General features: G+C 69.0%; 22 protein-coding genes and 1 pseudogene. All 23 read right to left on the bottom strand.

Going from position 1 to position 25,171, the window contains the following annotated elements:
- Window positions 1-15: 15 nt before the first annotated feature.
- On the bottom strand, window positions 16-594 hold the full coding sequence (gene scpB, locus ACQ450_RS00560; protein ID WP_431470094.1) for an SMC-Scp complex subunit ScpB: 579 nt from the start codon (window positions 592-594) through the stop codon (window positions 16-18).
- A complete protein-coding gene (locus tag ACQ450_RS00555; protein ID WP_431470093.1) occupies window positions 591-1,331 on the bottom strand; it encodes a segregation and condensation protein A in 741 nt (246 codons plus the stop codon). The genes scpB and ACQ450_RS00555 overlap by 4 nt, the downstream gene beginning before the upstream one ends.
- A 782-nt stretch (window positions 1,332-2,113) precedes the next feature.
- Window positions 2,114-2,893, bottom strand: a complete 780-nt coding sequence (locus ACQ450_RS00550) for an SDR family oxidoreductase (RefSeq protein WP_431471249.1) — start codon at window positions 2,891-2,893, stop codon at window positions 2,114-2,116.
- 408 nt (window positions 2,894-3,301) lie between these two features.
- Window positions 3,302-4,309: a beta-N-acetylhexosaminidase gene (gene nagZ / locus ACQ450_RS00545; RefSeq protein WP_431470092.1), complete on the bottom strand. Its 1,008-nt coding sequence runs from the start codon at window positions 4,307-4,309 to the stop codon at window positions 3,302-3,304.
- A 38-nt stretch (window positions 4,310-4,347) separates the two neighbouring features.
- On the bottom strand, window positions 4,348-5,058 hold the full coding sequence (locus ACQ450_RS00540) for an SPOR domain-containing protein (protein WP_431470091.1): 711 nt from the start codon (window positions 5,056-5,058) through the stop codon (window positions 4,348-4,350).
- Complete coding sequence (argS, locus tag ACQ450_RS00535) at window positions 5,058-6,782, bottom strand: arginine--tRNA ligase (RefSeq protein ID WP_431470090.1); 1,725 nt, start codon at window positions 6,780-6,782, stop codon at window positions 5,058-5,060. The genes ACQ450_RS00540 and argS overlap by 1 nt, the downstream gene beginning before the upstream one ends.
- Window positions 6,783-6,825: 43 nt before the next feature.
- Window positions 6,826-7,737, bottom strand: coding sequence for an EamA family transporter RarD (rarD, locus tag ACQ450_RS00530; protein ID WP_431470089.1), 912 nt, complete (start codon window positions 7,735-7,737; stop codon window positions 6,826-6,828).
- Between the two features lie 132 nt (window positions 7,738-7,869).
- Entirely contained in the window at window positions 7,870-9,036 is a 1,167-nt protein-coding gene (locus tag ACQ450_RS00525) for a deoxyguanosinetriphosphate triphosphohydrolase (RefSeq protein ID WP_431470088.1), read from the bottom strand.
- Complete coding sequence (locus tag ACQ450_RS00520) at window positions 9,033-10,580, bottom strand: SPOR domain-containing protein (RefSeq protein WP_431470087.1); 1,548 nt, start codon at window positions 10,578-10,580, stop codon at window positions 9,033-9,035. Before ACQ450_RS00520 ends, ACQ450_RS00525 begins: the two co-directional genes overlap by 4 nt.
- A 91-nt stretch (window positions 10,581-10,671) precedes the next feature.
- On the bottom strand, window positions 10,672-12,231 hold the full coding sequence (gene ftsZ, locus ACQ450_RS00515; RefSeq protein ID WP_431470086.1) for a cell division protein FtsZ: 1,560 nt from the start codon (window positions 12,229-12,231) through the stop codon (window positions 10,672-10,674).
- Between the two features lie 108 nt (window positions 12,232-12,339).
- Window positions 12,340-13,599 carry a cell division protein FtsA gene (gene ftsA, locus ACQ450_RS00510; RefSeq protein WP_188054711.1) on the bottom strand — a complete coding sequence of 420 codons (1,260 nt, stop codon included), beginning with the start codon at window positions 13,597-13,599 and terminating at the stop codon, window positions 12,340-12,342.
- Between the two features lie 22 nt (window positions 13,600-13,621).
- Entirely contained in the window at window positions 13,622-14,527 is a 906-nt protein-coding gene (locus ACQ450_RS00505; protein ID WP_431470085.1) for a cell division protein FtsQ/DivIB, read from the bottom strand.
- Complete coding sequence (locus ACQ450_RS00500) at window positions 14,524-15,417, bottom strand: D-alanine--D-alanine ligase (protein ID WP_431471248.1); 894 nt, start codon at window positions 15,415-15,417, stop codon at window positions 14,524-14,526. Before ACQ450_RS00500 ends, ACQ450_RS00505 begins: the two co-directional genes overlap by 4 nt.
- A gap of 32 nt (window positions 15,418-15,449) precedes the next feature.
- Window positions 15,450-16,013 carry a hypothetical protein gene (locus ACQ450_RS00495; protein WP_431471247.1) on the bottom strand — a complete coding sequence of 188 codons (564 nt, stop codon included), beginning with the start codon at window positions 16,011-16,013 and terminating at the stop codon, window positions 15,450-15,452.
- A gap of 24 nt (window positions 16,014-16,037) precedes the next feature.
- A pseudogene (locus ACQ450_RS00490) lies at window positions 16,038-16,145 on the bottom strand (UDP-N-acetylmuramate dehydrogenase); the annotation flags it as partial.
- Between the two features lie 113 nt (window positions 16,146-16,258).
- Window positions 16,259-17,188 (bottom strand): UDP-N-acetylmuramate dehydrogenase, encoded by a 930-nt coding sequence (murB, locus tag ACQ450_RS00485; RefSeq protein ID WP_431471246.1) that lies wholly within the window; start codon window positions 17,186-17,188, stop codon window positions 16,259-16,261.
- Complete coding sequence (locus ACQ450_RS00480; RefSeq protein WP_188054707.1) at window positions 17,185-17,424, bottom strand: hypothetical protein; 240 nt, start codon at window positions 17,422-17,424, stop codon at window positions 17,185-17,187. The genes murB and ACQ450_RS00480 overlap by 4 nt, the downstream gene beginning before the upstream one ends.
- Window positions 17,421-18,860: a UDP-N-acetylmuramate--L-alanine ligase gene (murC, locus tag ACQ450_RS00475; protein ID WP_431470084.1), complete on the bottom strand. Its 1,440-nt coding sequence runs from the start codon at window positions 18,858-18,860 to the stop codon at window positions 17,421-17,423. Before murC ends, ACQ450_RS00480 begins: the two co-directional genes overlap by 4 nt.
- Window positions 18,857-20,023 (bottom strand): undecaprenyldiphospho-muramoylpentapeptide beta-N-acetylglucosaminyltransferase, encoded by a 1,167-nt coding sequence (gene murG, locus ACQ450_RS00470; RefSeq protein ID WP_431470083.1) that lies wholly within the window; start codon window positions 20,021-20,023, stop codon window positions 18,857-18,859. The genes murC and murG overlap by 4 nt, the downstream gene beginning before the upstream one ends.
- The gene (locus ACQ450_RS00465) at window positions 20,020-21,234 is read right to left on the bottom strand and encodes an FtsW/RodA/SpoVE family cell cycle protein (protein WP_188054704.1); all 1,215 of its coding nucleotides are present in this window, start codon (window positions 21,232-21,234) and stop codon (window positions 20,020-20,022) included. The genes murG and ACQ450_RS00465 overlap by 4 nt, the downstream gene beginning before the upstream one ends.
- Window positions 21,231-22,655 (bottom strand): UDP-N-acetylmuramoyl-L-alanine--D-glutamate ligase, encoded by a 1,425-nt coding sequence (gene murD / locus ACQ450_RS00460; RefSeq protein ID WP_431470082.1) that lies wholly within the window; start codon window positions 22,653-22,655, stop codon window positions 21,231-21,233. The genes ACQ450_RS00465 and murD overlap by 4 nt, the downstream gene beginning before the upstream one ends.
- Window positions 22,652-23,719 (bottom strand): phospho-N-acetylmuramoyl-pentapeptide-transferase, encoded by a 1,068-nt coding sequence (gene mraY / locus ACQ450_RS00455; protein WP_188054702.1) that lies wholly within the window; start codon window positions 23,717-23,719, stop codon window positions 22,652-22,654. Before mraY ends, murD begins: the two co-directional genes overlap by 4 nt.
- Window positions 23,719-25,098: a UDP-N-acetylmuramoyl-tripeptide--D-alanyl-D-alanine ligase gene (locus ACQ450_RS00450; protein ID WP_431470081.1), complete on the bottom strand. Its 1,380-nt coding sequence runs from the start codon at window positions 25,096-25,098 to the stop codon at window positions 23,719-23,721. Before ACQ450_RS00450 ends, mraY begins: the two co-directional genes overlap by 1 nt.
- Between the last annotated feature and the right edge of the window lie 73 nt (window positions 25,099-25,171).

Genomic DNA, 25,171 nt, shown 5'->3' with positions numbered 1-25,171 from the left:
TGATTCCGGCCCTATCTAGTCGTCCTCTGTGACATTTTCCACCTCGCCCTGCTCGATCGCCAGATCGACCGGGTCCAGCAACCCGGCGGCGCGCAAATCGTCGATGCCGGGAAGGTCACGCCGGCTGGCGAGCCCGAAATGGCTGAGGAATTCGGCCGTGGTGACATAGGTGAGCGGCCGCCCGGGGACTTCGCGCCGGCCCGCGGGGCGAATCCAGCCCGCCTCCATCAGCACGTCGAGCGTTCCCTTCGATATCTGCACGCCGCGGATCGCCTCGATCTCGGCGCGCGTCACCGGCTCGTGATAGGCGATGATCGCCAGCGTCTCGATCCCCGCGCGGCTGAGCTTGCGGCTCTCCTCGCGGTCGCGGCGCAGCACATGGGCAAGATCGGCGGCGGTCTGGAAGTGCCAGCGGTCGCCGCGCCGGACGAGCTGCACGCCGCGCCCCGCATAGTGTCGCTCGAGCGCCTCGAGCGCCCCCCGCACGTCCGCCGTCTCGCCCACATGCGCGCGCAGCTCGGCCAGGCTCAGCGGCGCCTCGGCGGCGAACAGCACGGCCTCCACCGCGCGCTCGGTCGCGATCGTCTCGCTCATGCCGTGCCGCGCAGATAGAGCGGCGCGAACGGCGATTTCTGCCGCATCTCCAGCCGACCCTGCCGCGCAAGCTCGAGCGCGGCGACGAAGCTGGAGGCGAGCGCCGACTTGCGATAGCCGCCGACCGCGTCGCCCGGCAGGAAGCTTTCGATCGTGCTCCAGTCGAGCCTGGTGCCGATCAGCCGCCCGACCCGCTCGATCGCGACTTCCAGCGTCATCACCGGCCGCGTCGCGACGACGTGCATCACCGGCCGGGTACGCGCCGAAACCCGGCCATAAGCGGCGATCAGATCGTAGATCTCGGCTTCCCAGCGCGCCTGGCGCACCGTGCGCAGGCCCTCGGGCGCGCCGCGCGGAAACACGTCGCGGTTCATCCGGTCGCGCGCCATCAGCCGCGCGCCTGCCTCGCGCATCGCGTTGAGCCGTTCGAGCCGCAGCTGAAGCCGCAGCGCCAGCTCCTCGGGGCTCGGCGTCTCCTCGGGATCGCGCGGCAGCAGCAGCGCCGATTTCAGATAGGCGAGCCAGGCCGCCATCACGAGATAGTCGGCGGCAAGCTCCAGCTTGAGCGAGCGCGCCTGCTCGACGAACGCCAGATATTGCTCGACCAGTTCGAGAATCGAGATCGCCTTGAGATCGACCTTCTGCGTCCGCGCAAGCGCGAGCAGCACGTCGAGCGGACCTTCCCACCCGTCGATGTCGAGCGTCAGCGTTTCGGCGGTGTCGGAAGCAGCATCCATCGCGCGATCAGACCGACCGGGGCAGGCGGCCACCCGCCACCCCCGAACCCGCGGTTTTCCGCCAAAGGTCACACGAAAGTCGCACCTCAACGCGCACGCGCGCCCCCGCGCGCGCGCAGGATCGCACGATCGGGGCAACAAGTGCGGCGACGGCGAAGGCGATACGCATGCCCCAAGGCTACACCGGCGCCGGGGCTGTAGGACAGCGGAATGTTGCACGGCGCTGCAAGATGGCGGAAGCTCCGTCTCCCGGCGTCTGGCGAGTGTCTGCGGCGGACGGGTGGCGATTCCGAAGGAGCGGCAAGGTGGAGATGGCGGGACGCTGTTTATCAGGGCACTCTTAAGGCACCTCGCGGGATGGCCCAATATGGGCCGCCAGCCGATTGGCAGCTTTCAGGCGCGTCAATCGGGACAGCTGCCGTTTGCACGCGCCAAATTGGTGGGCAGCAACCGACCAGATATTGCCGTTCACCTGTGTGAGCCCGAACGTCCGCTTCGCCGGAAACCGCCGCACGTGCGCCACTAAACTGCCGAACAGTAAGCGCCGCGGAAATTGCCGTACAATCGATCACCCCCGCTCCCGAAACCAGCCGCTTAAGTGATGCGCCACCGTCCCGTTTCTCCATCTCCGATGCGTCATTTCGGGAAAACACAATCGGGAACAGGTTTCGGGAAAGCCAAGCCTGTCACCTGGTGCCTGCACATGCAGTCACCAGCTGCCTCGCGTCACCTTCGTTCGTGGGCATGGTGGTGGGCGTGACTGGGCACGCCCACCCAGGAGTTTAACCGGGCGAAGCAGCGGACCCGGCGAGCAAGCCGCCGTCGATGTTCACCTCCGTGCCGGTGACATAGGTCGCTTCGTCGGAGGCCAGTGTTACGGCGATGGCCGCGACTTCATCAGGCATTCCAAACCGCCTGAGCGGCGTGTCCGCGACGAGCGCCTGCATCTTGGCGTCCCGATCGGGACCAGTGCCTAGCATCGGCTCCCAGATCGGCGTGAGGATCGCGGCCGGATGGATCGAGTTGCAGCGTATCCTCCAGCCTTGCTGCGCGCAGTAAAGCGCGACCGTCTTGCTGTGATTACGGATTGCTGCCTTCGATGAAGCATAGGCCGCCGCGCCGGGGATGCCGACCAGTCCCGAACGCGACGATATGTTGATGATCGAGCCGGTTCCCGCACCCTTCATCGCGCCGATCGCGTAGCGACAGCCGAGAAACGTCCCGTCGAGGTTGACGCGGTGGACCTCGCGCCAATCGGCAAGGCTGGCATGTTCCGGATCATGCGATGCCATGCCAGCCTCAAACCCGGTCACACCGGCATTGTTGACCATCACGTCGGCCGCCGGAACGACGCCGGCCAACCGATACCAATGGTCTTCCTCGCGCACATCGAGTGGTTCGAACAGACATCCGATCTCGGACGCGGCCGCCGCCCCTGTCGCTTCGTCTATGTCGGTGATGATGACGATGGCGCCTTCGTCATGGAAGCGCGCCGCAATGGCGCGGCCAATGCCGCGCGCCGCGCCAGTGACGACGCACGTCTTGTTAATCAATCTTTGCATGATGCTCTCGAAAACAGAGTCCAGTCGGCGGATCACTCCGCTGGCGTGTGCCTTTCCGCTTTAGCGGTGACGCTGGATCATTTCGAAAACTCCCAAGAACAGGGCCGTCCTACGGCATCAAGCCCATGGCTGCAATTCCCGAAACAGCATCGTTATCGGGACACTCGCGAACGACAGCTCTGGCTGAACCCGCAGTTCGGCGAGGCCGCGGCGGGTGGCAAATTTGTCCCAATGCCGGCCAGTCCGGCGAGCGCTCAGAGCGGGCGAGAGAACGGCAGGTTTCAGCGACGGTCAGAGTGGTGCTGAATGATCGATTATAGGCGCGAAGCTGCCGGGCTGGTGAACGCCCGAAGCTACGCGTTCGCTGCTGACGGGCCTATGAGTCCACCTCCACCCCGATCGCCGCGATCACCCCACCGCGAGCAGCGCGTCGCGCTTTGCGATCAGTTCGGCGAAGTCAGCTTCTTCGGCGCCATTCGTTACGCTCGCCAGTGCGCGCTCCAGCCGCGCGAGCGTCTCGGGCCCTGCGTCGCCCAGCCGTTCGGCGATCTCGACCATTTCGTCCATCCGCGCCCAGCAATCGAGCGCCACGTCGCAGCCCGCCGCCACGGCCGCCGCCGCTTTCTCGCCTGCCGTCCCGCTCAGCGCCTTCATGTCGATATCGTCGGTCATCAGCAGCCCGTCGAAGCCGATCCGCGTACGGATCACCTCGCCGATCACGGTCGGCGAGAGCGTGGCGGGCCGCTCCTTGTCCCAGGCAGTAAAGACGACATGGGCGGTCATTCCCATCGGCGCGTCGGCAAGCGCCGCGAACGGCGCGATGTCGCTCGCGAGTTCGTCCGCGCTCGCATCGACCACGGGCAGTTCCTTGTGGCTGTCCACCCTGCCGCGGCCATGGCCGGGCATGTGCTTGACGATGCCGATCACGCCGCCGCGGCGCAGCCCCTCGAGCACTGCCTTGCCGAGCGCCGCGACCCGCATCGGCTCGCCCCCGAGTGCGCGATCGCCGATCACGTCGCTGGTTTCGGGGCGCACCACGTCGAGCAGCGGCAGCGCGTTCACGGTCACCCCGACCTCGGCCAGCATCAGCGCCAGCGCGTGCGCATTGGCGCGCGCGGCCTCGATCGCAGAGACGGGAGCCACATCATACAGCGCGTCGAACGCGCCGGGCGCAGGGAAGCCCGGCCATTCGGGGGGCTGCATCCGCGCCACTCGCCCGCCTTCCTGATCGATCAGGATCGGCACGTCGGAACGGCCGGAAAGGTCGCGCAGGCTGTCCGTCAGCGCGCGCATCTGATCGCGACTGCCGCAGTTGCGCTTGAACAGGATATAGCCGAGCGGATCGGCATCCTTGAAGAAGCCACGCTCCTCGGCGCTGAGCTGCTGGCCGGCGAGGCCGTAGATCACGGGTTTCATGCGGCTACGGTCTCACTTCGTCCGGCGGCGCGGCCTGGTCAATTGGCGATGTAGCAGCTTGCGCCGGCCGCTTGCAGCCGCTCGCAGATGTCGCGCGCCTGCTCGGCGCTGCCGGCGTTGAGACGCAGGCGATAAACGGTGCGTCCGCCGCTTTCGCCGCGCTCGATCGACTTGCCGAGCGACGCCAGGAACGCGTGCTCGCGCGACAGCCGGTTCCACGCGCCTTCCGCCCCCTGCTCGTCCGGGAAGGCGCCGAGCTGCACCACCGCGGCTCCGCCCGAAGTGCGCGGCGCAGTCTTTGCCCGGGATTGCTCGCCGGGCGCGGGTACGGGCACGGTGACGCGCGCCGCTCCGGTCGCCTCCGCCGCGGGAGTGGGCCGCGGCGCGACCGTCCCTGCGACCGGCGCCTCGGGTTCGGCTCCGACCGCGATCGAGGCATTGGGCATATCGCCCTCGCTCGCGGCGAAAACGGCATCGCCCTCGCCTTCCACCGGCATGCCGCCGGGCTCGTCGGGCTCGACCTTATAGTCGCCTTCCTGCGCCTCGATCAGTTGACCCGAGCCATGCAGCCTTTCCCGCTGCTGATACCAGTAATAGCCGAAGAGAGCCGCCCCCACGACCGCGAGCGCGAGCAGCACCAGCAGCGCGATCCGCCAGAACGACGGTCCATCGGAATAGTCCTCATCGACGGACTCGAGCCACGGCAACCGATCGTCGTCGCCGTAGCCCGCATCCCCGCGGCTGCTCATCAATGCATCTCCTGCACCGCCTCCACGCCCATGATGCGGAGGCCGTTGCGGATAATCTGCCCGATCGCACGCGCCAAGAAAAGCCGCGCACAGGTGACGTCGGGATTCTCCGGAAGCAGGAAGCGGCGCGCGGGATCGTCATTGCCCTGGTTCCACAATGCGTGGAACTCACCTGCAAGATCATAGAGGTAAAAGGCGATTCGATGCGGCTCGCGGGCCGCCGCGGCGCCTTCGGCGAGCCTCGGGAACTGCGCCGCGCGCTTCACCAGCGCCAGCTCGTCTGTCCCAAGCAGGGACAGATCCGCCGCGCCGCAGACGATCCCCGCCTCCTGTGCCTTGCGGTGGAGCGACGCGATGCGGGCATGCGCATAGTTGACGTAGAAGACCGGATTGTCCTTCGATGCCTCGACCACCTTGGCGAAGTCGAAATCCATCTGCGCGTCGGCCTTGCGCGTCAGCATCGTGAAGCGGACCACGTCCTTGCCGACTTCGTTGACGACGTCCGCCAGCGTGACGAAATTTCCCGACCGCTTCGACATCTTCACCGGCTCGCCCGCGCGCAGCAGCCGCACCATCTGCACCAGCTTCACGTCGAACCGGGTCTTGCCCTCGGTCAGCGCCGCCACCGCCGCGACGATCCGCTTCACCGTGCCCGCGTGATCGGCGCCCCAGATGTCGATCAGCGCGTCGGCATTCTGCGCCTTCTGGAAATGGTAGGCGAGATCGGCGCCGAAATAGGTCCATTGGCCGTTCGACTTCCTGATCGGCCGATCCTGGTCGTCGCCGAACCGTGTCGAGCGGAACAGCGGCAGCTCGACCGGCTCCCAGTCCTCGGGCGTCTCGCCCTTGGGCGCTTCGAGCACGCCGTCGTACACCAGATCGCGTTCGCGCAGCCACGCCTCGGCGGCCTCGGGCTTGCCCGCCGCCTGAAGCTCGGCCTCGGAAGCGAATACGTCATGCTCGATGCCGAGCAGCTTCAGGTCCGCCCGGATCATATCCATCATCATCGCGACCGCGGTCTTGCGGAACAGCGGCAGCCAGTCGCTCTCGGGCGCGGTGCGGAACGCATCGCCGTGTTCGGCCGCCAGCTTCTCGCCGACCGGCTTCAGATAGTCGCCCGGATACAGCCCCTCGGGGATCTCGATCGTCTCCCCCAACGCCTCGCGATAGCGCAGGTGCGCCGAGCGGGCGAGGACATCGACCTGCCCGCCGGCATCGTTCACGTAATATTCGCGGATCACCCGCGCGCCGTTCCATTCCAGCAGGTTGGCGAGCGCATCGCCCACCACTGCGCCGCGGCAATGGCCCATGTGCATCGGCCCGGTGGGGTTCGCCGAGACATATTCGATGTTGACGGTGGTGCCCGCCCCCGCCTGCGACCGGCCATAGGCGTCGCCCGCGTCGAGGATCGCGCGCAGCTCGTCGCGCCAGCTGTCGTCGGTTAGCGTCAGATTGATGAAGCCCGGCCCGGCGACCGAGACCGAAGCGACGCCCTCCGCTGCCTCCAGCCCCGCCGCGATCTTCTCGGCGAGCGCGCGCGGGTTGGTGCCGGCGGGCTTGGCGAGCACCATCGCCGCATTGGTCGCCAGGTCGCCGTGGCTGGCGTCGCGCGGCGGCTCGACCGTAACGGCGCGGCGTTCGAGCCCCGCAGGAAGATCGCCCGCAGCCACGAGGCTGTCGAGGACGGCGTCGAGATGGGCGGCATAGCGTGCGTAGAGCGTCATGGCCGCGCGCTTAGCGCAGCGGCTCGCGCTGCGCAAAACGATCCTATGCCGGCAGGCGCCGCCGCCGTGCTTCCCAGGTGCCGCGCCCGGCATAGAGGGCGAGCCCGCTCCAGATCAGCACGAAGCAGACGAGATGCGCGCGGGTCATGTGCTCGCCGAAGACGAAGATGGCGAGCAGGAACTGCATCGTCGGCGCGAGATATTGGAGCAGCCCCAGCGTCGAATAGCGCAGCCGCTTGGCCGCCGCGGCGAAGAGCAGCAGCGGCACTGCCGTGACCACGCCTGCCAGGGCGAGCAGCAGGCTGAGCGTCAGCTCCTCGCCAAAGGCGACTCGCTCGCCGAGCCACAGGAGGTAGAGCCCCGCGACCGGCGCGAGGATCGCCGTTTCGATCGTCAGCCCCTCGATCGAATCGACCGGCGCCAGCTTGCGCACCAGTCCGTACAGCCCGAACGACACCGCGAGTACCAGGCTGATCCACAGCCCCGCGCCCGCGCCCACCGCAAGCACGAGCACCCCCAGCGCCGCCAGCCCCACCGCCGCGGTCTGCACCCGGTCGAGCCGCTCGCGCAGCACGAGCACGCCCAGCAGCACGTTGATCAACGGGTTGAGGAAATAGCCCAGGCTGCCTTCGAGCACGTGATGGTTGAGCACTGCCCAGATATAGACCAGCCAGTTGACTGCGATCAGCAGCGCGCTCGCGCTGAGCATCAGCAGCGTGCGCGGGCTCGCCAGCGCGGAGCGCAACCGCCGCCAGCGCCGCAGCGCGGCCACCAGCACCGCGAGCAGCACCAGCGACCACAGGATACGCGTCGCCACGATCTCGCCCGCGTCCACTCCGCTCAGCAGCTTGAAGTACAGAGGCAGCAGCCCCCAGAGCGCATAGGCAGCGACTCCCTGCGCGAGCCCCGCGCGGCTGACGGGCGGGTTGTGCGGGGCGGCGGGCGGCTGGAGCATGATGCGCAGCTAGGCGCGTCGCGCAGCCGCGACAATCAAAGCTTTTCAGCGCACCGGCAAAGCTGCGCTGCTTCGCGCGCGCCGCGGTGTGAACCGGAACGCCGTACCGGCGCAGCCGCCGGGCGCTCCGGCTCAGAAGCCTTCGGGCAGGTCGATGGGGCCGACCGCCTCGCAATAGCGCGCGACGGCATAGCGATCGGTCATCCCTGCGATGAAATCGGCGATGTGGCGGCTGCGCCAGGGCTCCTCGGCGGGCAGCTGGGCGTCCCAGCCGTCGGGCATCAGCCCCGGATCGGCGGCATAGGCGGCGAACAGCCCGGCGATGATCCGCTCGGCATGATCGGCCGCGGCGAGCTGGTGCGGGTGATGATAGAGGTTGGCGTACATGAAGCGTTTGAGCGCGCGCTCGCCGTCGCGCATCCCCGGCGAGAAACAGACCAGGCACTCGCCCGCCGCGCGCACGTCCGCCTCGCTCTCGACGCCCGACGCCGCGATCTTCCCCCGCGTGGTTTCGAGCAGGTCGTTCACCATCATGCCGATCTGCGCACGCACCAGCTCGCGCAGCAGCCGCTTGCGATCGACGCCGGGGAAGCGGGCCTCCACGCCGCGCCACGCCTCGGCGACCATCGGTTGTTCGAGCAGCTGGTCGAGCGTCAGCAGCCCCGCGCGCAGCCCGTCGTCGATGTCGTGATTGTCATAGGCGATGTCGTCGGCGAGCGCCGCGACTTGCGCCTCGAGCGACGAATAGCTGCCCAGATCGAGCGGAAACGCCGCGTCCGCCGCCGCCAGTGCCCAGCCGGGATGGCGCACCGGCCCGTTGTGCTTGGCCAGTCCCTCCAGCGTCTCCCAGCTGAGGTTCAGCCCGTCCCACAGCGGATAGGGATTTTCGAGGCACATCAGCGCGCGCAGCGTGTGGCCATTGTGGTCGAACCCCCCGCGCCCCTCCAGCGCGTTCTTCAGCGCGCGCTCGCCGGCATGGCCGAACGGCGGATGGCCGATGTCGTGCGCCAGGCACAGCGCCTCGGTGAGATCCTCGTTCAGCCCCAGCGCGCGTGCGATCGTGCGGCCGATCTGCGCGACTTCGAGGCTGTGCGTCAGCCGCACGCGGAAATGGTCGCCGTCGGGCGCCATGAACACCTGGGTCTTGTGGCGCAGCCGGCGGAAGCTGATCGAATGGACGATCCGGTCGCGATCGCGCTGGAACGCGTCGCGCGGGCCGCGCGTGGTCCCGGTCTGTTCTTCGTAAAGGCGGCCGCGGCTGGCGTGGGGATCGCACGCCCAGGGCGCGCGCGGACTCACCGGGTCGAAAGGCGGCGGATGCGCTGGCCCGCCTCGCTGTGGAAGGTGAAGGCGTCGATCTGCTCGGCCGCCAGCTGATTGACGAACGCCTGTGCCTCGCGCGCATTGGCGAAGGGGCCGACGAGCAGCCGGTTGGTCGCGCGCAGCGGCGTGGTCCACGCCTGCATTCCGCGAAACGCTTCGGGCGCCTCCCGTACCAGACGCCGCCAGGTGAAGGGCAGCGCCGATTCATCGGCGCCGCCGGCCACCTGCACCCAGTAACGCGCCGGCTCCTCGACCCGCGGATCGGGGCGCGCTGCCGGAGGCGCCGCGGGGCGCTCGGCGCGCGGCGTGGCGGCCGGTGTGGGTGTGGGTGTGGGTGTCGGCGTCGGTGTCGCGGCCGGCGGAGATACGGGCTGTTGCCTCGCCGCTCCGATGGCGGGCGCTTCCCGCTCGGGCCCTGCCGCGGCCGAAGTCGCGGGCTGCTCGGCTACCGCCCGCACGGGTGCGGGGGCTGGTGCAGGCGTCGGGGCGGCTGTCTGCGCAGGCACCGGTTCGGGCGGAGCGGCAGGCGTTGGTGCAGGGGCAGGCGCCGGACTGGGCGCTGGTGCCACGCGCACCGCCGAACCCCGAGGCGCACTCTGTTGTTGCTGCCGCCGCTGCTGCCGCGCCGCCTCGCGGGCGCGACGGCGGCTGTTGCGATCGGATCGCGCGGCCGGAGCCGGCTGTGGCCTGGCCTGCGCGGAAGTGGCGGGCGGCGCAGCGGCCACGCGCGGCAGCGGAGGCGCCAGCTGCGCATCGGCCAGCCGCTCCGGAGTCGCCGAAATCTCGCCGAAGTGGACGGCGAACGCGCGATCGGCGGGGCCGAGTTCGGCCAGCCGGCGGAAGAAGGGCGTCAGCGCCAGCCCCATATTGCCCGGGAGCACATTCTCGGCGATCCGCTCGGCGCCGGCGATATCGCCGTTCATCGCCATGACGAAGGCGCGCGCGCGCCAGGCCGCGCCGTCGCTCCGCCGCAGCAACGGATCGAGCAGCGCCATCGCCTCCCCGGCTTCTCCCGAAATGCCGAGCGACAGCGCGAGCCGCCGGATCGTCTCGTCGTCGGGTTCCTGCTCGAGCGCCAGCCGGTAATCGCGCTGCGCCAGCGCCTGGGCGCCGAGGAGATCATAGGCGAAGCCCCGATCGCGCGCGAATCGCTCGGGCGGCACTCCCGCCGCCTCTGCCTGGGCAAACAGGTGCAGCGCCTCGCCCGGCCGCTGCAGCAGCGCCAGCGCCGCGGCACGGCCCGCGAGGATTCGTGGATCGTTCGGCTCGACTGCCTCGGCGCGCGCGAAAAAGGCCAGCGCGGCGGCAGGATCGTTCAGCCGTACGCTCAGTGCGCCGGCCGAAAGCAGCGCGCGCAGGTCCTGCGGATCTTCGGTGAGGACGCGAATCTCCTGGGCCAGGCGATCGGCGTTCGGAGTCGGCGGCATGACGACTTCCTGCGCACGCGCAGGCGCGCTCACGCCGGGCACCGCGAGCGCCAGCGCAAGCCCACTCGCGGAGAAAAGGCGAATCCGTCTCATGCGTGATTCCAGGCTAGGGTGCGCCGCCGCCCGCGGGCAAGCGGCGCCGCCGCTGCGCTCGGTCAGCCGAGCCGCAACGGCGACGAAGCCCTTACTGGTTGTTCTGGCGATGCAGGAAGCGCGGAATATCCAGCGGATCCTTGTCCGCATCGTCCTCGTCCTGCTTGCCGCCCCCGCGCGAGGCCGAGGCCATGCGCTCGAACAAGGTCCCGCCGGTCTTGGCGCGGCCCCCGCGCTGCGCGGGCGCCGACGCCGGCGCAGGCGCCGCTTCTTCCTCGCCATCGCCGTCGGTGAGCCAGCGGCGGCGGCTGCCGAAGTCGCCCGGAGGCGCACGTTCGGCACTCGGCTGCGGTGCAGGCTGCTGCGGCGTCGGTGCCGGCTGTTCGGGCACGGCCGCGTCGCTGCCGAGGATCAGCTCGTCGGACTCGCCATCGTCGGCATCGGCCGGCGCGGAAGGCGCTTCGGGCTCGGCCGCGGCCTGCGGCGGCGAATATTCCTCCGGCACGGCCGGGGCCGGTGCAGCCTGGCGCTCCTGCGTCTCCGGCTGCTCGCTCTGTCCGGCCTGCTGGGGCGCCATCTGCGGCTGCGAGAAACCCGGCTCGGCCGAACGGCGCGGCGTGCCGAACGAGAAAACGCGCGGCTGTTCGGCGGCGCTCGGCGCCGGTGCCGCGCTTTCGGTGCCCTCACCGGCCTCGATGCCGGTCGCGACGACCGAAACGCGGATCTTGCCTTCCAGCTCGGGATTGAACGCCGAGCCCCAGATGATGTTGGCGTCGGGATCGACCAGCTCGCGGATGTGGTTCGCCGCTTCGTCGACTTCGAGCAGGCGCATGTCCTCGCCGCCGGTGATCGAAACGATCACGCCCTTGGCGCCGTTCATGCTCACGCCGTCGAGCAGCGGGTTGGCGATCGCCTTCTGCGCCGCCTCGATCGCGCGGGCGTCGCCTTCGGCTTCGCCGGTGCCCATCATCGCCTTGCCCATCTCCTGCATCACCGCGCGCACGTCGGCGAAGTCGAGGTTGATGAGGCCCGGCATGACCATCAGGTCGGTGATGCCGCGCACGCCCTGCTGCAGCACTTCGTCCGCCATTTCGAACGCTTCCTTGAACGTCGTGTTGGCGTTCGCGATCAGGAAGAGATTCTGGTTGGGAATGACGATCAGCGTATCGACGTACTTCTGCAGCTCCTCGATGCCCGCCTCGGCCGAATTCGCCCGGCGCTTGCCCTCGAAGGCGAACGGCTTGGTGACGACGCCGACGGTCAGGATGCCCATGTCGCGCGCGGCCTTGGCGATCACCGGCGCGGCGCCGGTGCCGGTGCCGCCGCCCATGCCCGCCGCGAGGAAGCACATATGTGCGCCCTCGAGCGCCTTCTGCACCTGCTCGATCGTCTCCTCGGCCGCGGCGCGGCCGATCTCGGGCCGCGATCCGGCGCCGAGGCCCTGCGTGATCTTGGCACCCAGCTGGATGCGGTGCCCCGCCTCGCTGAGCTTGAGCGCCTGCGCGTCGGTGTTCGCGACCAGGAACTCCACGCCCTGCACATCGGCACGGATCATGTTCGCGATCGCGTTGCCGCCCGCGCCGCCCACACCGATGACGGTGATCTTGGGCGTCAGCTCGTCCACTTCGGGCGGAAGGAATTCGATACTCATCGCCTGGTCTCCTGTCGCGTTCGCTGCACCCCGGAACGCGGTTCAAACGCCTTCTGCACGAACGATTCCGCCGACTCTAGTGCAAACACGGAATATCGTCGCAATTCTTTAATAGTTCGCCCGGAATGCCGCCATCAGCCGCGCCAGCATCGCACGCGGGCTCGCCCGCGTCACCAGCTGGTGCGCGGGCTGGAGCGCGCGCAGATCGACCGGGTCGGACGCGGCGTATTTCGCGAGCCCCGCGAGCGTGGCGAACGCCGGTCCTGCATGCGCGTCGGGCAGCGCCACCAAGCCCTTCGGCCGACCGACGCGCACCGCGCTTCCCAGCGCCTGTTGCGCGTAATCGGCGATCCCCTTCAGCTCGGCGCCGCCGCCGGTGAGCACGATCTGGCGCCCCACCGGATCCTCGAACTTGAGCTTGCGCAGCTCCTTCTGGATTTCCTGCATCAGCCGGTCGAGCCGCTGGCGGACCACGGCGATCAGCTGCGCCTTGGTGATCCGCGACGATTCGGCGCCGTCCTCGGCATTGGCGGGGGCCACGTCGATCATGTCGTGGTTGTCGCGCGGGCTCATATTGGCCGAGCCGTGATAGCATTTCGCCCGCTCGGCCCAGGCGCGGCCGGTGCCGAACGCCGAGGCGACGTCGTCGGTGATGTCGGCCGATCCCATCGCGATCGAAGCGAGCCCGGTCAGCACCCCGCCCTGGAACACCGAGACATTGGTCACGGCCGCGCCGATCTCGACCAGCGCCACGCCCAGCTCGCGCTCCTCTTCGCTCAGCGTCGCCAGGCCGGTGGCGACCGGCGCGGCGATGATCGACTGCACGTTCAGGTGCGCCGAGCGGACGCACAGGTCGAGGTTGCGCACCGGCGAACCCTCGGTCGCCACCACATGCACGTCGACTCCCAGCCGGTCGGCGTGCAGCCCCAGCGGCCGCTTCACCCCCGCCAGCCCGTCGAGCGTATAGCGGGTCGGCTGGGCATGGAGCACCATCCGCCCCATCGGGTCGATCGCGTCGCGGCCGGCGCGCAGCAGCGCGTCGATGTCGCCCTGTTCGACGCGGTGTCCGCCCAGATCGACTTCGAGCTTGACGATGTCCGAGATCAGCCCGCCCGCCGAGAAGCTGACCCACACATCCTCGATGTTGGTGCCGGCGATGCGCTCGGCCTGCTCCACGGCTTCGCGGATCGCGATTTCGGTGGCGTGCATATCGGCGACATAGCCGCGCTTCACACCCTTGCTCTCGCGCTGGCCGGTGCCGAGCACGATCAGCTCGCCGCCCTCGGCCTTCTGCGCGATCAGCGCCGACACTTTCGACGAGCCGACGTCGAGTGCGGTGATCAGTCCTTCGGGTGCCGCCTTCGCCATGTCCCTGCCCCTGTCCTGCCCGTTACGAAATCGTCGTCACGCCCGCCCCGGGCGCCGTGGTTTCCGAGCCCTGCCGCCGCAGCACCAGCTTCGACGGATCGCGCATGTCGAAGCTGATATAGCCGCGGCCCAGCAGCCGCTGGTCGCGGTCGAGCTCGGCGAATTTCGCCAGCGCCGTCGCCGCCGCCGATTCGCCTTCGGGAAGCTGCAGCCGCTCGCCGGTGTCGAACAGCAGGTCCCAGCGCCGGTTGCCGATCCAGCGCGATGCGCGCACCATCGGCTTGAGCGCCGGCGCCGCCATCATCAACCGCTCGCGCGCCGCTTCCTTCTCGTTCGCGCCCTCGCCGATCAGCAGCGGCAGATCGGGCATCGCCTCGCGCCGCACCGGCTCGAGCAGCTCGCCGCTCGCGTCGATCAGCATCAGCTGCTGGTTCTGCTGCCAGATCGCCGCCGGCTCGCGCTCGACGACATGGATCATCAGCGTATCGGGTAGCCGCCGCGACACGCGTGCATCCGCGATCCAGGGAAAGCGGATCAGCCGCTCGCGCACGCCCTCCAAGTCGACGAGCGGCATCGCCCGGCTCTCCTGGTCGAGCGCCTGGGCATAGACCGCCATCCGATCCATCCGGTCGAGCCCGGTCACTTGGATCTGCGCGACCCGGAAGCCCGCGCGCCCCACTGCCTCGGCCGTCGCCACGCCTGCGCGCTGCGGCAGTCCGAACCAGGTCGCGATGCCCAGCGCCACCGCCAGCACCACGCCGACGATGCCCACCGTCGCCACCCGCCGCAGCGCCGCTTCGCTGAGCGGCAGCGCGGCGATCGCCTGGTCGAGCATGCTCGGCTTGCGTGCCTTCCGCTTCGCCTGCGGCCGCCGCTTGGTGGCCGGCTTGCGCCGCGTGTTCGTGCGTCGGGCCGGACGGCGGCTCACTGCAGCGCCTCCTCCACGATCCGCTGGACCAGCGCGGCATAGTCGATGCCGCAATGCCGCGCCTGCTCGGGCACCAGGCTGAGCGGAGTCATCCCCGGCTGGGTGTTCACTTCCAGCAGGAACAGCCCGTCGATTCCCTGGCTGTCGTCCCAGCGGAAATCGGAACGCGACGTTCCCTTGCAGCCGAGCAGCCGGTGCGCCTCGCGTGCGATCCGCATACAGGCGTCGGCGATCTCGTCGGGGATTTCCGCCGGAAAGACGTGCTCGGTCAGCCCGTCGGTGTATTTCGCGTCATAATCGTAGAAGCCGCTCTTGGGCTTGAGTTCGGTGACGCCCAGCGCGCGATCGCCCAGCACCGCGCTGGTCAGCTCGCGGCCGCGGATGAAGGGTTCGGCGAGCAATTCGTCGAACTCCTGCCAGGGGCCGCGCGCGTCGTGCGCGATCGGATTGCCGTAATTGCCTTCGTCGGTGACAATCGCAACGCCCACCGACGATCCTTCGTTGACCGGCTTGAGCACATAGGGTCGCGGCAGCGGATCGCGCTCGTACAGCGTTTCGGTGCGCACGATGCGGCCGCCGGGCATCGGGATGCCGTGCGGCACCAGCGCCTGTTTGGTGAGCTGCTTGTCGATCGCGATCACCGAAGTAGCCAGCCCGCTATGGGTGTATTTCAGCCCCATCAGATCGAGCATGCCCTGCACGCTGCCGTCCTCGCCGGGCGTGCCGTGGAGCGCGTTGAACACCAGATCGGGCCGCGCCTCGCTGAGCTTCACCGCGACGTCGCGCCCCATGTCGATCCGCGTCACGCGGTGCCCGAGCGATTCGAGCGCATCGGCGATGCCCGTGCCCGACATCAGCGAAACCTCGCGCTCGGCCGACCAGCCGCCCATCAGCACGGCGATGTGAAGGGGAGCAAACTCTGTCACCACAATTCCTCGTCGCCCCTGCGCAGGCAGGGGCCCATGGCTGCTTCGTCGCGGACCACCGCCGGCGGCACATTGCCCGCCCGCGGTGTCGGCCGGTGCGATACCTCAACCAGAGATAGGCTCCCGCCTTCGCGGGAGCGACGGTTGCGGCTTAGGGCCAACCCCACGCGCCGGATTTCCCCTTCGAGCGCGATACCGCTCGTCGCCGCGCCCAGGTTGAGCGGGAAATTCATGTGCTTCTCGCTCACCTGCGCGGCGCCCCTGCGCAGGCCGCGGCGTCCGGCCCGGCCAATCGGCTCCCAGGCCTTGTACCCGCCGGGATTCTGTAAGCCCAACCCGTCGCCCCTGCGAAGGCAGGGGCCCATGGCTGCTTCGTCACGGACCACCGCCGGCGGCACATCGCCCGCCCGCGGTGACGGTCGGTGCGAAACCTCAACCAGAGATAGGCTCCCGCCTTCGCGGGAGCGACGGTTGCGGCTTAGGGCCAACCCCACGCGCCGGATTTCCCCTTCGAGCGCGATACCGCTCGTCGCCGCGCCCAGGTTGAGCGGGAAATTCATGTGCTTCTCGCTCACCTGCGCGTCGCCCCTGCGCAGGCCGCGGCGTCCGGCCCGGCCAATCGGCTCCCAGGCCTTGTACCCGCCGGGATTCTGTAAGCCCAACCCGTCGCCCCTGCGAAGGCAGGGGCCCATGGCTGCTTCGTCACGGACCACCGCCGGCGGCACATCGCCCGCGCGCGGTGACGGTCGGTGCGAAACCTCAACCAGAGATAGGCTCCCGCCTTCGCGGGAGCGACGGTTGCAGCTCACTTCGTTACCCCCACGCGCTGGATTTCCCATTCGAGTTCGACGCCGCTCGCCGCCTTCACTTTCGCGCGGACTTCCTCGCCCAGCGCTTCGATATCTGCGCTGGTAGCGTCGCCCAGATTGAGCAGGAAATTGGTGTGCTTCTCGCTCACCTGCGCATCGCCCCTGCGACGCCCTCTGCACCCTGCCTGGTCGATCAGCTCCCACGCCTTGGCGCCCTCGGGGTTCTTGAAGGTCGATCCGCCGGTGCGGCTGCGCAGCGGCTGGCTCGCTTCGCGCTCGGCGGCGATGCGGTCCATCTCGGCGCCGATCGTCGCCGGGTCGCCCGGAACGCCTTCGAACAGCGCGCCGACCACCACCGCGCCCTCCGGCAGCGCCGAATGGCGATAGGTATAGGCCAGCTTTTCGGCCGGCCAGCTCTGGATATAGCCGTCGCGCGTGACGACCATCGCCTCGATCAGGATGTCGGAAACGTCGCGACCATAGGCACCCGCGTTCATCCGCACCGCGCCGCCCACCGTGCCGGGGATGCCGCGCAGGAACTCGAGTCCCGCGATTCCTGCGTCACGCGCCGCGCTGGCCACGGTGATCCCCATCGCCGCCGCGCCGACGCGGATGCGGTTGCCCGGCTCGACCTGAAGCTTGGCCATCGCCTTGGGCAGCCGGATGACCACGCCCGGCACGCCGCCGTCGCGAACGATCAGGTTCGATCCGACGCCGACCGGCAGCACCGGCACTTCCGCCGGCAATGCAGCAAGGAAATCGGCCAGCGCGTCGACGCTCTCGGGACGCACCAGCCACTCGGCGGGCCCGCCGGTGCGGAACCAGATGAAGTCGGCGAGGCTGCCGTTCGGCTCGACGCTACCCTGCACCTCGGGAATCGCCACTCCGGACCGTGCCTCGGCAGCGGTGTGCGGCGATGCGCTCACTTCCACCCCCAGAAGCTCGCCCAGGCCTTCCACGCGTCGAGATTCGCCTCGACCGCCTTGCGGCCGGCCTGCTGCATCGCTTCCATCTGCTTTCCGGCGTCGAGCATCTGCTGGGTCGCGTCGCGATGCGCCTGCGCGCTCGTGTCGACCATCTTCTGCGCGGCTTTCATTTGCGCCTGCTGCGCGCGCAGAATTTCGCGCTGCATCTCCACTGCGGTCGAGAACCAGTCGCTCATGCCCGTGCCTCCGCTTCCGCCATTCGCTCCTCGATTGCCGGGGCCAGCTCGGCCGCCCAGCGCGTAATGTCTCCCGCGCCCAGGCAGACGATCCTGTCGCCGGGCCGGATCGCGTCGGCGAGCGCCGTCGCCAGCTCCGCCTGATCCTCCACCGTCGCTGCCGAGCGGTGGCCGCGCAGCTTGATCGTTTCGACGAGAGCCGCCGAATCGACACCCTCGACCGGCTCCTCGCCCGCCGCATAGACGGGAGTGACGAACACCATGTCGGCGTCGTTGAAGCCCTGAGCGAACTCTTCCATCAGGCTTCCCAGCCGCGAATAGCGGTGCGGCTGCATCACGGCGATCACGCGCCCCGTGGCGCTTTCGCGCGCCGCAGAAAGCACCGCCTGTATCTCGACCGGATGGTGGCCGTAATCGTCGATCACCCGCGCCGGCGGTCCGTCGGCGAACGCGATCTCGCCCACCTTGGTGAACCGGCGCTTGACGCCGCCGAACTGCGCGAAGCCGTTGCAGATCGTCTCGTCGGCGATTCCCAGCTCCAGTGCCACGCCGATCGCCGCCAGCGCGTTCTGAACATTGTGTCGCCCGGGCATCGGCAATTCGACGCCTTCGAGCGTGCGAGTCGATCCGTCGCGCTGGCGCACCACCACGTCGAAGCGATTGCCGCCGGAAACCGGAGTCACGTTCACGCCGCGCACGTCGGCCGACGCCGCGAAGCCATAGGTGACGATCCGCCGGTCGCGCACGCGCGGAATGATCGCCTGCACTTCGGGATGGTCGAGGCAGAGCAGCGCGGCGCCGTAGAAAGGCACATTCTCGACGAACTCGACAAATGCGTCCTTCACGCGGTCGAAGCTGCCGTAGTGATCGAGATGCTCGGGATCGATGTTGGTCACGACCGCGATCGTGCCGTCGAGCCGCAGGAAGCTGCCGTCGCTCTCATCGGCTTCGACGACCATCCAGTCGCTCGCGCCCAGCCGCGCGTTCGAGCCATAGCTGTTGATGATGCCGCCGTTGATCACGGTGGGATCTACTCCGCCCGCGTCGAGCAGCGCAGCGACCATGCTGGTGGTGGTCGTCTTGCCGTGCGTGCCGGCCACCGCGACGGTGGACTTCAGCCGCATCAGCTCGGCCAGCATCTCGGCGCGGCGGACCACGGGAATGCGCCGTTCGAGCGCCGCCTCCACTTCGGGATTGCCGCGCTGGATCGCAGTGGAGATCACGACCACCGCCGCATCGGCCACATTGTCCGGCGCATGGCCGATCATCACCGGAATGCCGCGCGCCTTCAGGCCCTGGACGACATAGCTCTCGGCAATGTCCGATCCCTGCACCCGATAGCCCAGATTGTGCATCACCTCGGCGATGCCGGACATGCCGATGCCGCCGATGCCCACGAAGTGGATCGTGCCGATGTCGGTCGCGACTCCCCTCATGCCGGCGCCAGCCTTCCGTTCGCGGCCCGGGGCTTTGCCCGGGCGATTCCGAGGCCTGCCGATTCCCAGGGCGCGTCGATGCTTTCCACCAGATCGGCAAGGTCGCGCGCGGCGTCGGGCCGGCCGCAACCGCGCGCACGCGCGGCGGCATTCTCCAGCCCCTGCGTGTCGAGCCCGAGCTTCTGGATCTGCTTGGCGAGTTCGGACGGCGTGAAATTCTTCTGCTGAATCGTTCGCGCGCCGCCCGCATCGCTGATCTCGCGCGCGTTGGCGGTCTGATGGTCGTCGGTGGCGCTGGGCAGCGGGACTAGGATCGCCGGCCGACCCGCGGCGGTCAGCTCGGCGATGGTCGAGGCGCCGGCCCGTGCGATCACGATATGCGCCCAGGCGAGATGCTCGGGCAGATCGGGCAGATAGGTGGCGACTTCCGCGGGAATGCCATGCTCGGCATATTTGGCGCGCACCCGATCGATGTCCTCGACGCGCGCCTGATGAGTCACTTGCATGCGGCGGCGGAAATGCACCGGCAACAGCGCGAGGCCGTCGGGCACCACCTGGCTCAGGATCGAGGCGCCCTGGCTGCCCCCGGTCACCAGCACGCGGAAGATGCCGTCCTCCTCGAGCAGCGGATAGGGGCGCTGGCGCAGCGCCAGCACCGCCTCGCGCACCGGATTGCCGACGAGGTGCGTCTTGCCGCGCCACCCGTCCTTCATCCGGTCGACTTCGGCATAGGAAGTGGCGATCGCGTCCACCTTGCCGGCGACGAAGCGGTTCACGCGCCCGAGCACTGCGTTCTGCTCGTGAACGATCGTCGGGATCCCCGCGCGGAACGCCGCCATCAGCGCGGGCAGCGCGGGATAGCCGCCGAAGCCGATCACCGCCGAGGGGCGGTAGCTGCGATAGAATTGCAGCGCCATCGAGCGCCCCGCCATTACGTTGCGCGCCGCCTTCAGCCAGCCGAGCGGTCCCCCGCCCAGCCGCCCGGCGGGCAGCACATGGGTCTCGATGTCGTCGAACAGTCCGGGAAAGCGGACGCCGCGATCGTCGCTCACCAGAGCGACGTGATGGCCGCGCTCGCGCAGCTCGGCCGCCAGTGCGGCGGCGGGCACCATATGGCCCCCGGTCCCGCCGGCTGCGAGGACATAGTTTCGTGGCTGATTCATGTGCCGCTCCCGCGCGCCAAATAAGCAGAGCGGGTCAGATACGGGTTTCGCCGCGTGAATGCGAGCAGCAGTCCCATCCCCAGCGACAGCGCGATCATCGACGACCCGCCATAGCTGATGAACGGCAGCGTCATTCCCTTGGAGGGCGCCAGTCCCGTGTTGACCGCCATGTTGATCACCGCCTGCACGCCGAACTGCGCCGCGAGTCCCGCCGCGGCGAGCAGGCGGAACACATCCTCCTCGTCGAGCAGCTTCATGAACACGCGCACGACGATCGCGAGATAGAGGATCGCGATGATGCCGCAGGTGATGAGGCCGAATTCCTCGCCGACCACCGAGAAGATGTAATCGGTATGTGCTTCGGGCAGGCGGAACTTCACCGTTCCGCCCCCCGGCCCGGTGCCGGTCAGCCCGCCCGCGGTCAGCGTCGCTTCGGCCATGTTGGTCTGATACTGGTCGCCCAGCGCGCCGTTCGGGTCGGGGAAGAAGAAGGAATTGATGCGGTTGCGCGCGGTGTCGTAGAAAAGATAGGCGGCGACCACGCCCGCCAGTCCAAGCCCGATCAGCCCGCCGATCCACGCGAGCGAGAAGCCCGCGATCATCAGCAGGATCAGCCACACCGCGCCGAACACGATCGTCTGCCCGAAATCGGGCTGCATCATCAGGAACGCGCCCACCAGCGCCGTCATCCCGCCGGTGATGAACAGCACCGGAAGGCCCGGATCCTTCGCGCGCAGCGACAGCACCCAGGCGATCGCGACGATGAACAGCGGCTTCAGGAATTCCGAGGGCTGGAACTCGGCGATGCCCACGCCCAGCCAGCGTCGCGCGCCGTTCGCCTCGACTCCGATGAACGGCGTGAGCGCCAGCAGCACGAAGAACAGCGCCGCTCCGATCAGCGCGCCGCGCCGCGCGATCCGCACCGGGAACATCGAAATCGCCACCATCACCGGCACCGACATCGCCACCCAGGCGATCTGGCGCCAGAAATAGTACATCGCGGGCACCTGCACCGCGCCGTCGGAATAGCGCCGTGCGGTCGCGGGCGACGCCGCCGCCACCGCGACGAGCCCGATAGCCATCAGCAGCAGCGCGAGCAGGATCAGGACGCGGTCGATCTCCCAGAACCACAGGCCCGCGGGCGATTTGCTCGTCCGCCCCAGCTGATTGGCGACTCGGCCGCGCAGGCCATCGGGACGCGCGGCGCTCATGCCATGGCCTCGATCAGCCTGCGGAATGCGTCGCCGCGATCCTCATAGTCGCGGAACTGGTCGAACGACGCGCAGGCAGGCGAGAGCAGCACCGTGTCGCCAGGAACGGCGGCGGCCGCGGCCGCCTGCACCGCCCGGTCGAGCGTGTCGCAACGCACCACCGGCATTTCGCGAGCGAGCAGCGTCTCGAACAGCGCGGCCGCCTCGCCGATCGCATAGGCGCGCACGACATTGCCGAAGCCGGGGCGGCACGCCTCCAGCTCGTCGGTCTTGGCCTGGCCGCCGACGATCCAGTGAATCCGCTCGAACGCCTGCAATGCCGGCGCGGTCGATGTGGGATTGGTCGCCTTGCTGTCGTTCACCCACAGCACGCCGTGCTTCGTCCCCACGCGCTCCATCCGGTGCGGCAGCCCCGGAAAGCTCGCCAGCCCCGCGTCGATGTCGTCGCGAGCCACCCCCAGCGCCTCGCATGCGGCGATCGCGGCGAGCGCGTTCTGCGCATTGTGCGGACCCTGCAGCGCCGGCCAGTCCTGCACCATGCACGCGCCGGGCGCGATCTTCGTCAGCGCTTCGGATCGGCCGGAGATCGCCAGGTCGCGCGCGATCGCCGCCGAGGCCGCGTCGCCGATCCCGATCACCGCGGCGTGCCCGGCCGACTGCATTGCGAACAGCCGCGCCTTCGACGCGGCATAGCTCTCGAACCCGTCGTAGCGGTCGAGATGGTCGGGCGTGATGTTCAGCAGCACCGCCACGTCGCAATCGAGGCTTTGCGTGAGATCGATCTGATAGCTCGACAGTTCGAGCACATAGACTCCGCCCTCGGGCAGCGGGTCCTGCGCCAGGATCGGCAGGCCGATGTTGCCGCCCATCCGCGCCGGAATCCCTGCCGAATCGAGAATATGGTGGATCAGCGCCGTCGTGGTCGACTTGCCGTTGGTGCCGGTGATGCCGACCACCCGATGGGGCGGCAGTTCAGGCCGCGCCTGGGCGAACAGCTCGATGTCGCCGATCAGCGGCACGTTTGCGGCGCGCGCGTGCGGCGCGATGGCGTGTCGGTTGATCGGCACGCCGGGCGACACGACGACGCCGGAAAAACCGGCTAGGTCGAGGTCGAGCGGATCGGCGAGCGTCAATTCCTCCCCGGTACGGGGAGGGGGACCATCCGAAGGATGGTGGAGGGGGAGCGCCTCACGAGACTCGGTCGTATCGAGAGCGTGTGCGTCGCCGCCACCCCCCTCCACCGCGCTGCGCGCGGTCCCCCTCCCCGTACCGGGGAGGAGTTGATCGCGCCGCGCCGCGTCGCCGTCCCACGCGGTCACGCGGGCGCCGCTCGCCAGCAGCGCGCTCACCGTCGCCGTCCCGGAGCGTGCCAGCCCCAGCACCGCGTAGCGTTTGCCGCTCCAGGTGGTGGATGTGATCATCGCAGCTTGAGAGTCGAAAGTCCCGCGAGCGCCAGCACGAAGGCGATGATCCAGAACCGGATCACCACGGTCGGCTCGGACCAGCCCATCTGCTCGAAATGATGATGGATCGGCGCCATCTTGAACACGCGCCTGCCGGTCCGCTTGTAGAAGAACACCTGGATGATGACCGACATCGCCTCGACGACGAACAGGCCGCCGATGATCCCCAGCACGATCTCGTGATGCGCGGTCACCGCGATCGCGCCCAGCGCGCCGCCCAGCGCCAGGCTGCCGGTATCGCCCATGAAGACCGCCGCCGGCGGCGCGTTGAACCACAGGAACGCCAGCCCCGCGCCGATCATCGCGCCGCAGAAGATCGCCAGATCGCCCGCGCCGGCGACGTGCGGAATGCCCAGATAGGTCGCATAGTCCGAACGGCCGACCAGATAGACGATCATCATGAACGCGATCGACGCGATGATCACCGGCATCGTCGCCAGCCCGTCGAGCCCGTCGGTCAGGTTCACCGCATTGCCGAACGCCACGATCGTGAACGCGGCGAAGGGGATGTAGAAATAGCCGAGGTCGAACCGCTGGCTGACGAACGGCAGATACAGCTCGGTCCCGCTCTGCTGGACGATGATCCAGCTCGCGACGCCCGCGATCAGGAATTCGCCCGCCAGCCGCACGCGGCCGGAAACGCCCGCGGTCTTCTGTTTGCGAACCTTGTCGTAATCGTCGAGGAATCCGATCATCCCGAAGCCGAACGTCACGAACATACATGCCCAGACGAAGGTGTTCGACAGGTCCATCCACAGCAGGATCGACGCGACCAGGCTGGTGAGGATCATCAGCCCGCCCATCGTCGGCGTCCCGCGCTTGGCGAGATGGCTCTGCGGCCCGTCGTCGCGGATCGGCTGGCCCTTGCCCTGGCGCACGCGCAGCCAGCCGATGAAGCGCGGGCCGATGATCAGGCCGATCAGCAGCGCCGTCGCCACGGCCGCGCCGGTGCGGAACGACAGATAGCGGAACAGGTTGAGAACGCCGGGGAACCCCAGAAGGTCGGCGAGCCAGTACAGCATTATGCCCTTCCCGCCAGCGCCGCCACCACGTTCGCCAGCCCGATTGCGTTCGATCCCTTGACGAGAACCGCATCCCCCGGCGCCAAAACCGCCGCAAGGCGATCGCGCGCGGACGCGGCATCGGCCACATGGACGAATTCGACCCTGCCCTCAAGTTCCTTCGCGAGCGCGGCCATCGCATCACCCACCAGAATCGCATAGCCGACGCCTGCGGCGCGCACCGGCTCGGCAAGCCCGGCATGATAGTCGGCGCTCGCCGCGCCCAGCTCGCGCATCTCGCCCAGCACCGCCAGCTTGCGCGTGCCCTGCGCCTCGGCGAGCACCGCCAGCGTCGCGCGCATCGAAGCCGGATTGGCGTTGTAGCTCTCGTCGATCACCAGCGCCTCGCCGCCGTCCACCGCCGCGAGGAAGCGTGCGCCGCGCCCCGGCAGGCCGCCCAGTTCGGCCAGCGCCAGACCGGCAAGCTCCAGATCGCCGCCGGCGGCGTCCACCGCGGCGAGCACCGCCATGGCGTTCGCCACCCAGTGGCTGCCCGGCTGCCCCAGTGTGAAGCTCAGCTCGCCGCCCGGCAGCCGCGCGGTGATGAAGGTACCGCCGGTGCGGGTCTTCATCGTCTCGACCGCGCGCACATCGGCGCCTTCATTCAGCCCGAAGGTCACGATCCGCTCCGCGTGCGGCTTGGCCGCGGCGATCAGCCGGTCGCGATGCGGGCCGTCGAACGGCACGATCGCAGTGCCGCCGGGCTCGAGCCCTTGGAAGATCTCGCCCTTGGCGTCGGCGATCGCGCTCTCGTCGCGGAAAAATTCGGTATGTGCCGGCGCGATCGTCGTGACGAGCGCCACGTGCGGGCGCACGATGCGGGTGAGCGCGGCCAGCTCGCCGGCATGGTTCATCCCCATTTCGAACACGCCGAAGCGCGCGTCGCGCGGCATCCGCGCAAGGCTCAGCGGCACACCGGTGTGGTTGTTGTAGCTTTTGACCGAGCGGTGCGCGGTCCCCGGCTCGGCACGGTCGAGCGCCGCGAACAGCGCCTCCTTGGTGCCGGTCTTGCCGACCGATCCGGTCACGCCGATCACCTTGCCCGCCGTCCGCGCGCGGCTCGCGTGCGCCAGATCCTCGAGCGCCGCCATCGTGTCGGCCACGCGGACATGCGGCTGGTCGCATTCGGCGCTCACGAGCGCGCCCGCCGCGCCGCGCCCGAACGCCTGGGGCAGGAAACGATGCCCGTCGGTCGTCTCGCCCGAGAGCGCGACGAAGAGATCGCCGGGAGCGACTTCGCGCGAATCGAACGTAACCCCGGTGACGGCGAAGTCGCCCGAAGCAGTGCCGTTCGTCGCGGCGGCGATTTCGGCAGAGGTCCAGAGGCTGTCAGCCGTCATGCGCCGCCCCGTTCTTCCCGAGCGAAGTCGAGGGACGTGCCGCGAACGACAGGCGAGGTGTCTCGACCGCGCT

The sequence above is a fragment of the Sphingosinithalassobacter sp. LHW66-3 genome, from assembly GCF_050703275.1.
GTDB lineage: Bacteria > Pseudomonadota > Alphaproteobacteria > Sphingomonadales > Sphingomonadaceae > Sphingomonas.
Note: the sequence above shows the minus strand (reverse complement) of the source record. Positions and strands in the feature narration are given on the sequence as shown.

Excerpts from the sequence above, each read along its gene's own strand:
- scpB (WP_431470094.1), bottom strand. The coding sequence starts at position 594 with ATGAGCGAGACGATCGCGACCGAGCGCGCGGTGGAGGCCGTGCTGTTC.
- ACQ450_RS00555 (WP_431470093.1), bottom strand. The coding sequence starts at position 1,331 with ATGGATGCTGCTTCCGACACCGCCGAAACGCTGACGCTCGACATCGAC.
- ACQ450_RS00550 (WP_431471249.1), bottom strand. The coding sequence starts at position 2,893 with ATGCAAAGATTGATTAACAAGACGTGCGTCGTCACTGGCGCGGCGCGC.
- nagZ (WP_431470092.1), bottom strand. The coding sequence starts at position 4,309 with ATGAAACCCGTGATCTACGGCCTCGCCGGCCAGCAGCTCAGCGCCGAG.
- ACQ450_RS00540 (WP_431470091.1), bottom strand. The coding sequence starts at position 5,058 with ATGAGCAGCCGCGGGGATGCGGGCTACGGCGACGACGATCGGTTGCCG.
- argS (WP_431470090.1), bottom strand. The coding sequence starts at position 6,782 with ATGACGCTCTACGCACGCTATGCCGCCCATCTCGACGCCGTCCTCGAC.
- rarD (WP_431470089.1), bottom strand. The coding sequence starts at position 7,737 with ATGCTCCAGCCGCCCGCCGCCCCGCACAACCCGCCCGTCAGCCGCGCG.
- ACQ450_RS00520 (WP_431470087.1), bottom strand. The coding sequence starts at position 10,580 with ATGAGACGGATTCGCCTTTTCTCCGCGAGTGGGCTTGCGCTGGCGCTC.
- ftsZ (WP_431470086.1), bottom strand. The coding sequence starts at position 12,231 with ATGAGTATCGAATTCCTTCCGCCCGAAGTGGACGAGCTGACGCCCAAG.
- ftsA (WP_188054711.1), bottom strand. The coding sequence starts at position 13,599 with ATGGCGAAGGCGGCACCCGAAGGACTGATCACCGCACTCGACGTCGGC.
- ACQ450_RS00500 (WP_431471248.1), bottom strand. The coding sequence starts at position 15,417 with ATGGGCGGCTGGTCGGCCGAGCGCGAGGTTTCGCTGATGTCGGGCACG.
- ACQ450_RS00495 (WP_431471247.1), bottom strand. The coding sequence starts at position 16,013 with ATGAATTTCCCGCTCAACCTGGGCGCGGCGACGAGCGGTATCGCGCTC.
- ACQ450_RS00480 (WP_188054707.1), bottom strand. The coding sequence starts at position 17,424 with ATGAGCGACTGGTTCTCGACCGCAGTGGAGATGCAGCGCGAAATTCTG.
- murC (WP_431470084.1), bottom strand. The coding sequence starts at position 18,860 with ATGAGGGGAGTCGCGACCGACATCGGCACGATCCACTTCGTGGGCATC.
- murG (WP_431470083.1), bottom strand. The coding sequence starts at position 20,023 with ATGAATCAGCCACGAAACTATGTCCTCGCAGCCGGCGGGACCGGGGGC.
- ACQ450_RS00465 (WP_188054704.1), bottom strand. The coding sequence starts at position 21,234 with ATGAGCGCCGCGCGTCCCGATGGCCTGCGCGGCCGAGTCGCCAATCAG.
- murD (WP_431470082.1), bottom strand. The coding sequence starts at position 22,655 with ATGATCACATCCACCACCTGGAGCGGCAAACGCTACGCGGTGCTGGGG.
- mraY (WP_188054702.1), bottom strand. The coding sequence starts at position 23,719 with ATGCTGTACTGGCTCGCCGACCTTCTGGGGTTCCCCGGCGTTCTCAAC.
- ACQ450_RS00450 (WP_431470081.1), bottom strand. The coding sequence starts at position 25,098 with ATGACGGCTGACAGCCTCTGGACCTCTGCCGAAATCGCCGCCGCGACG.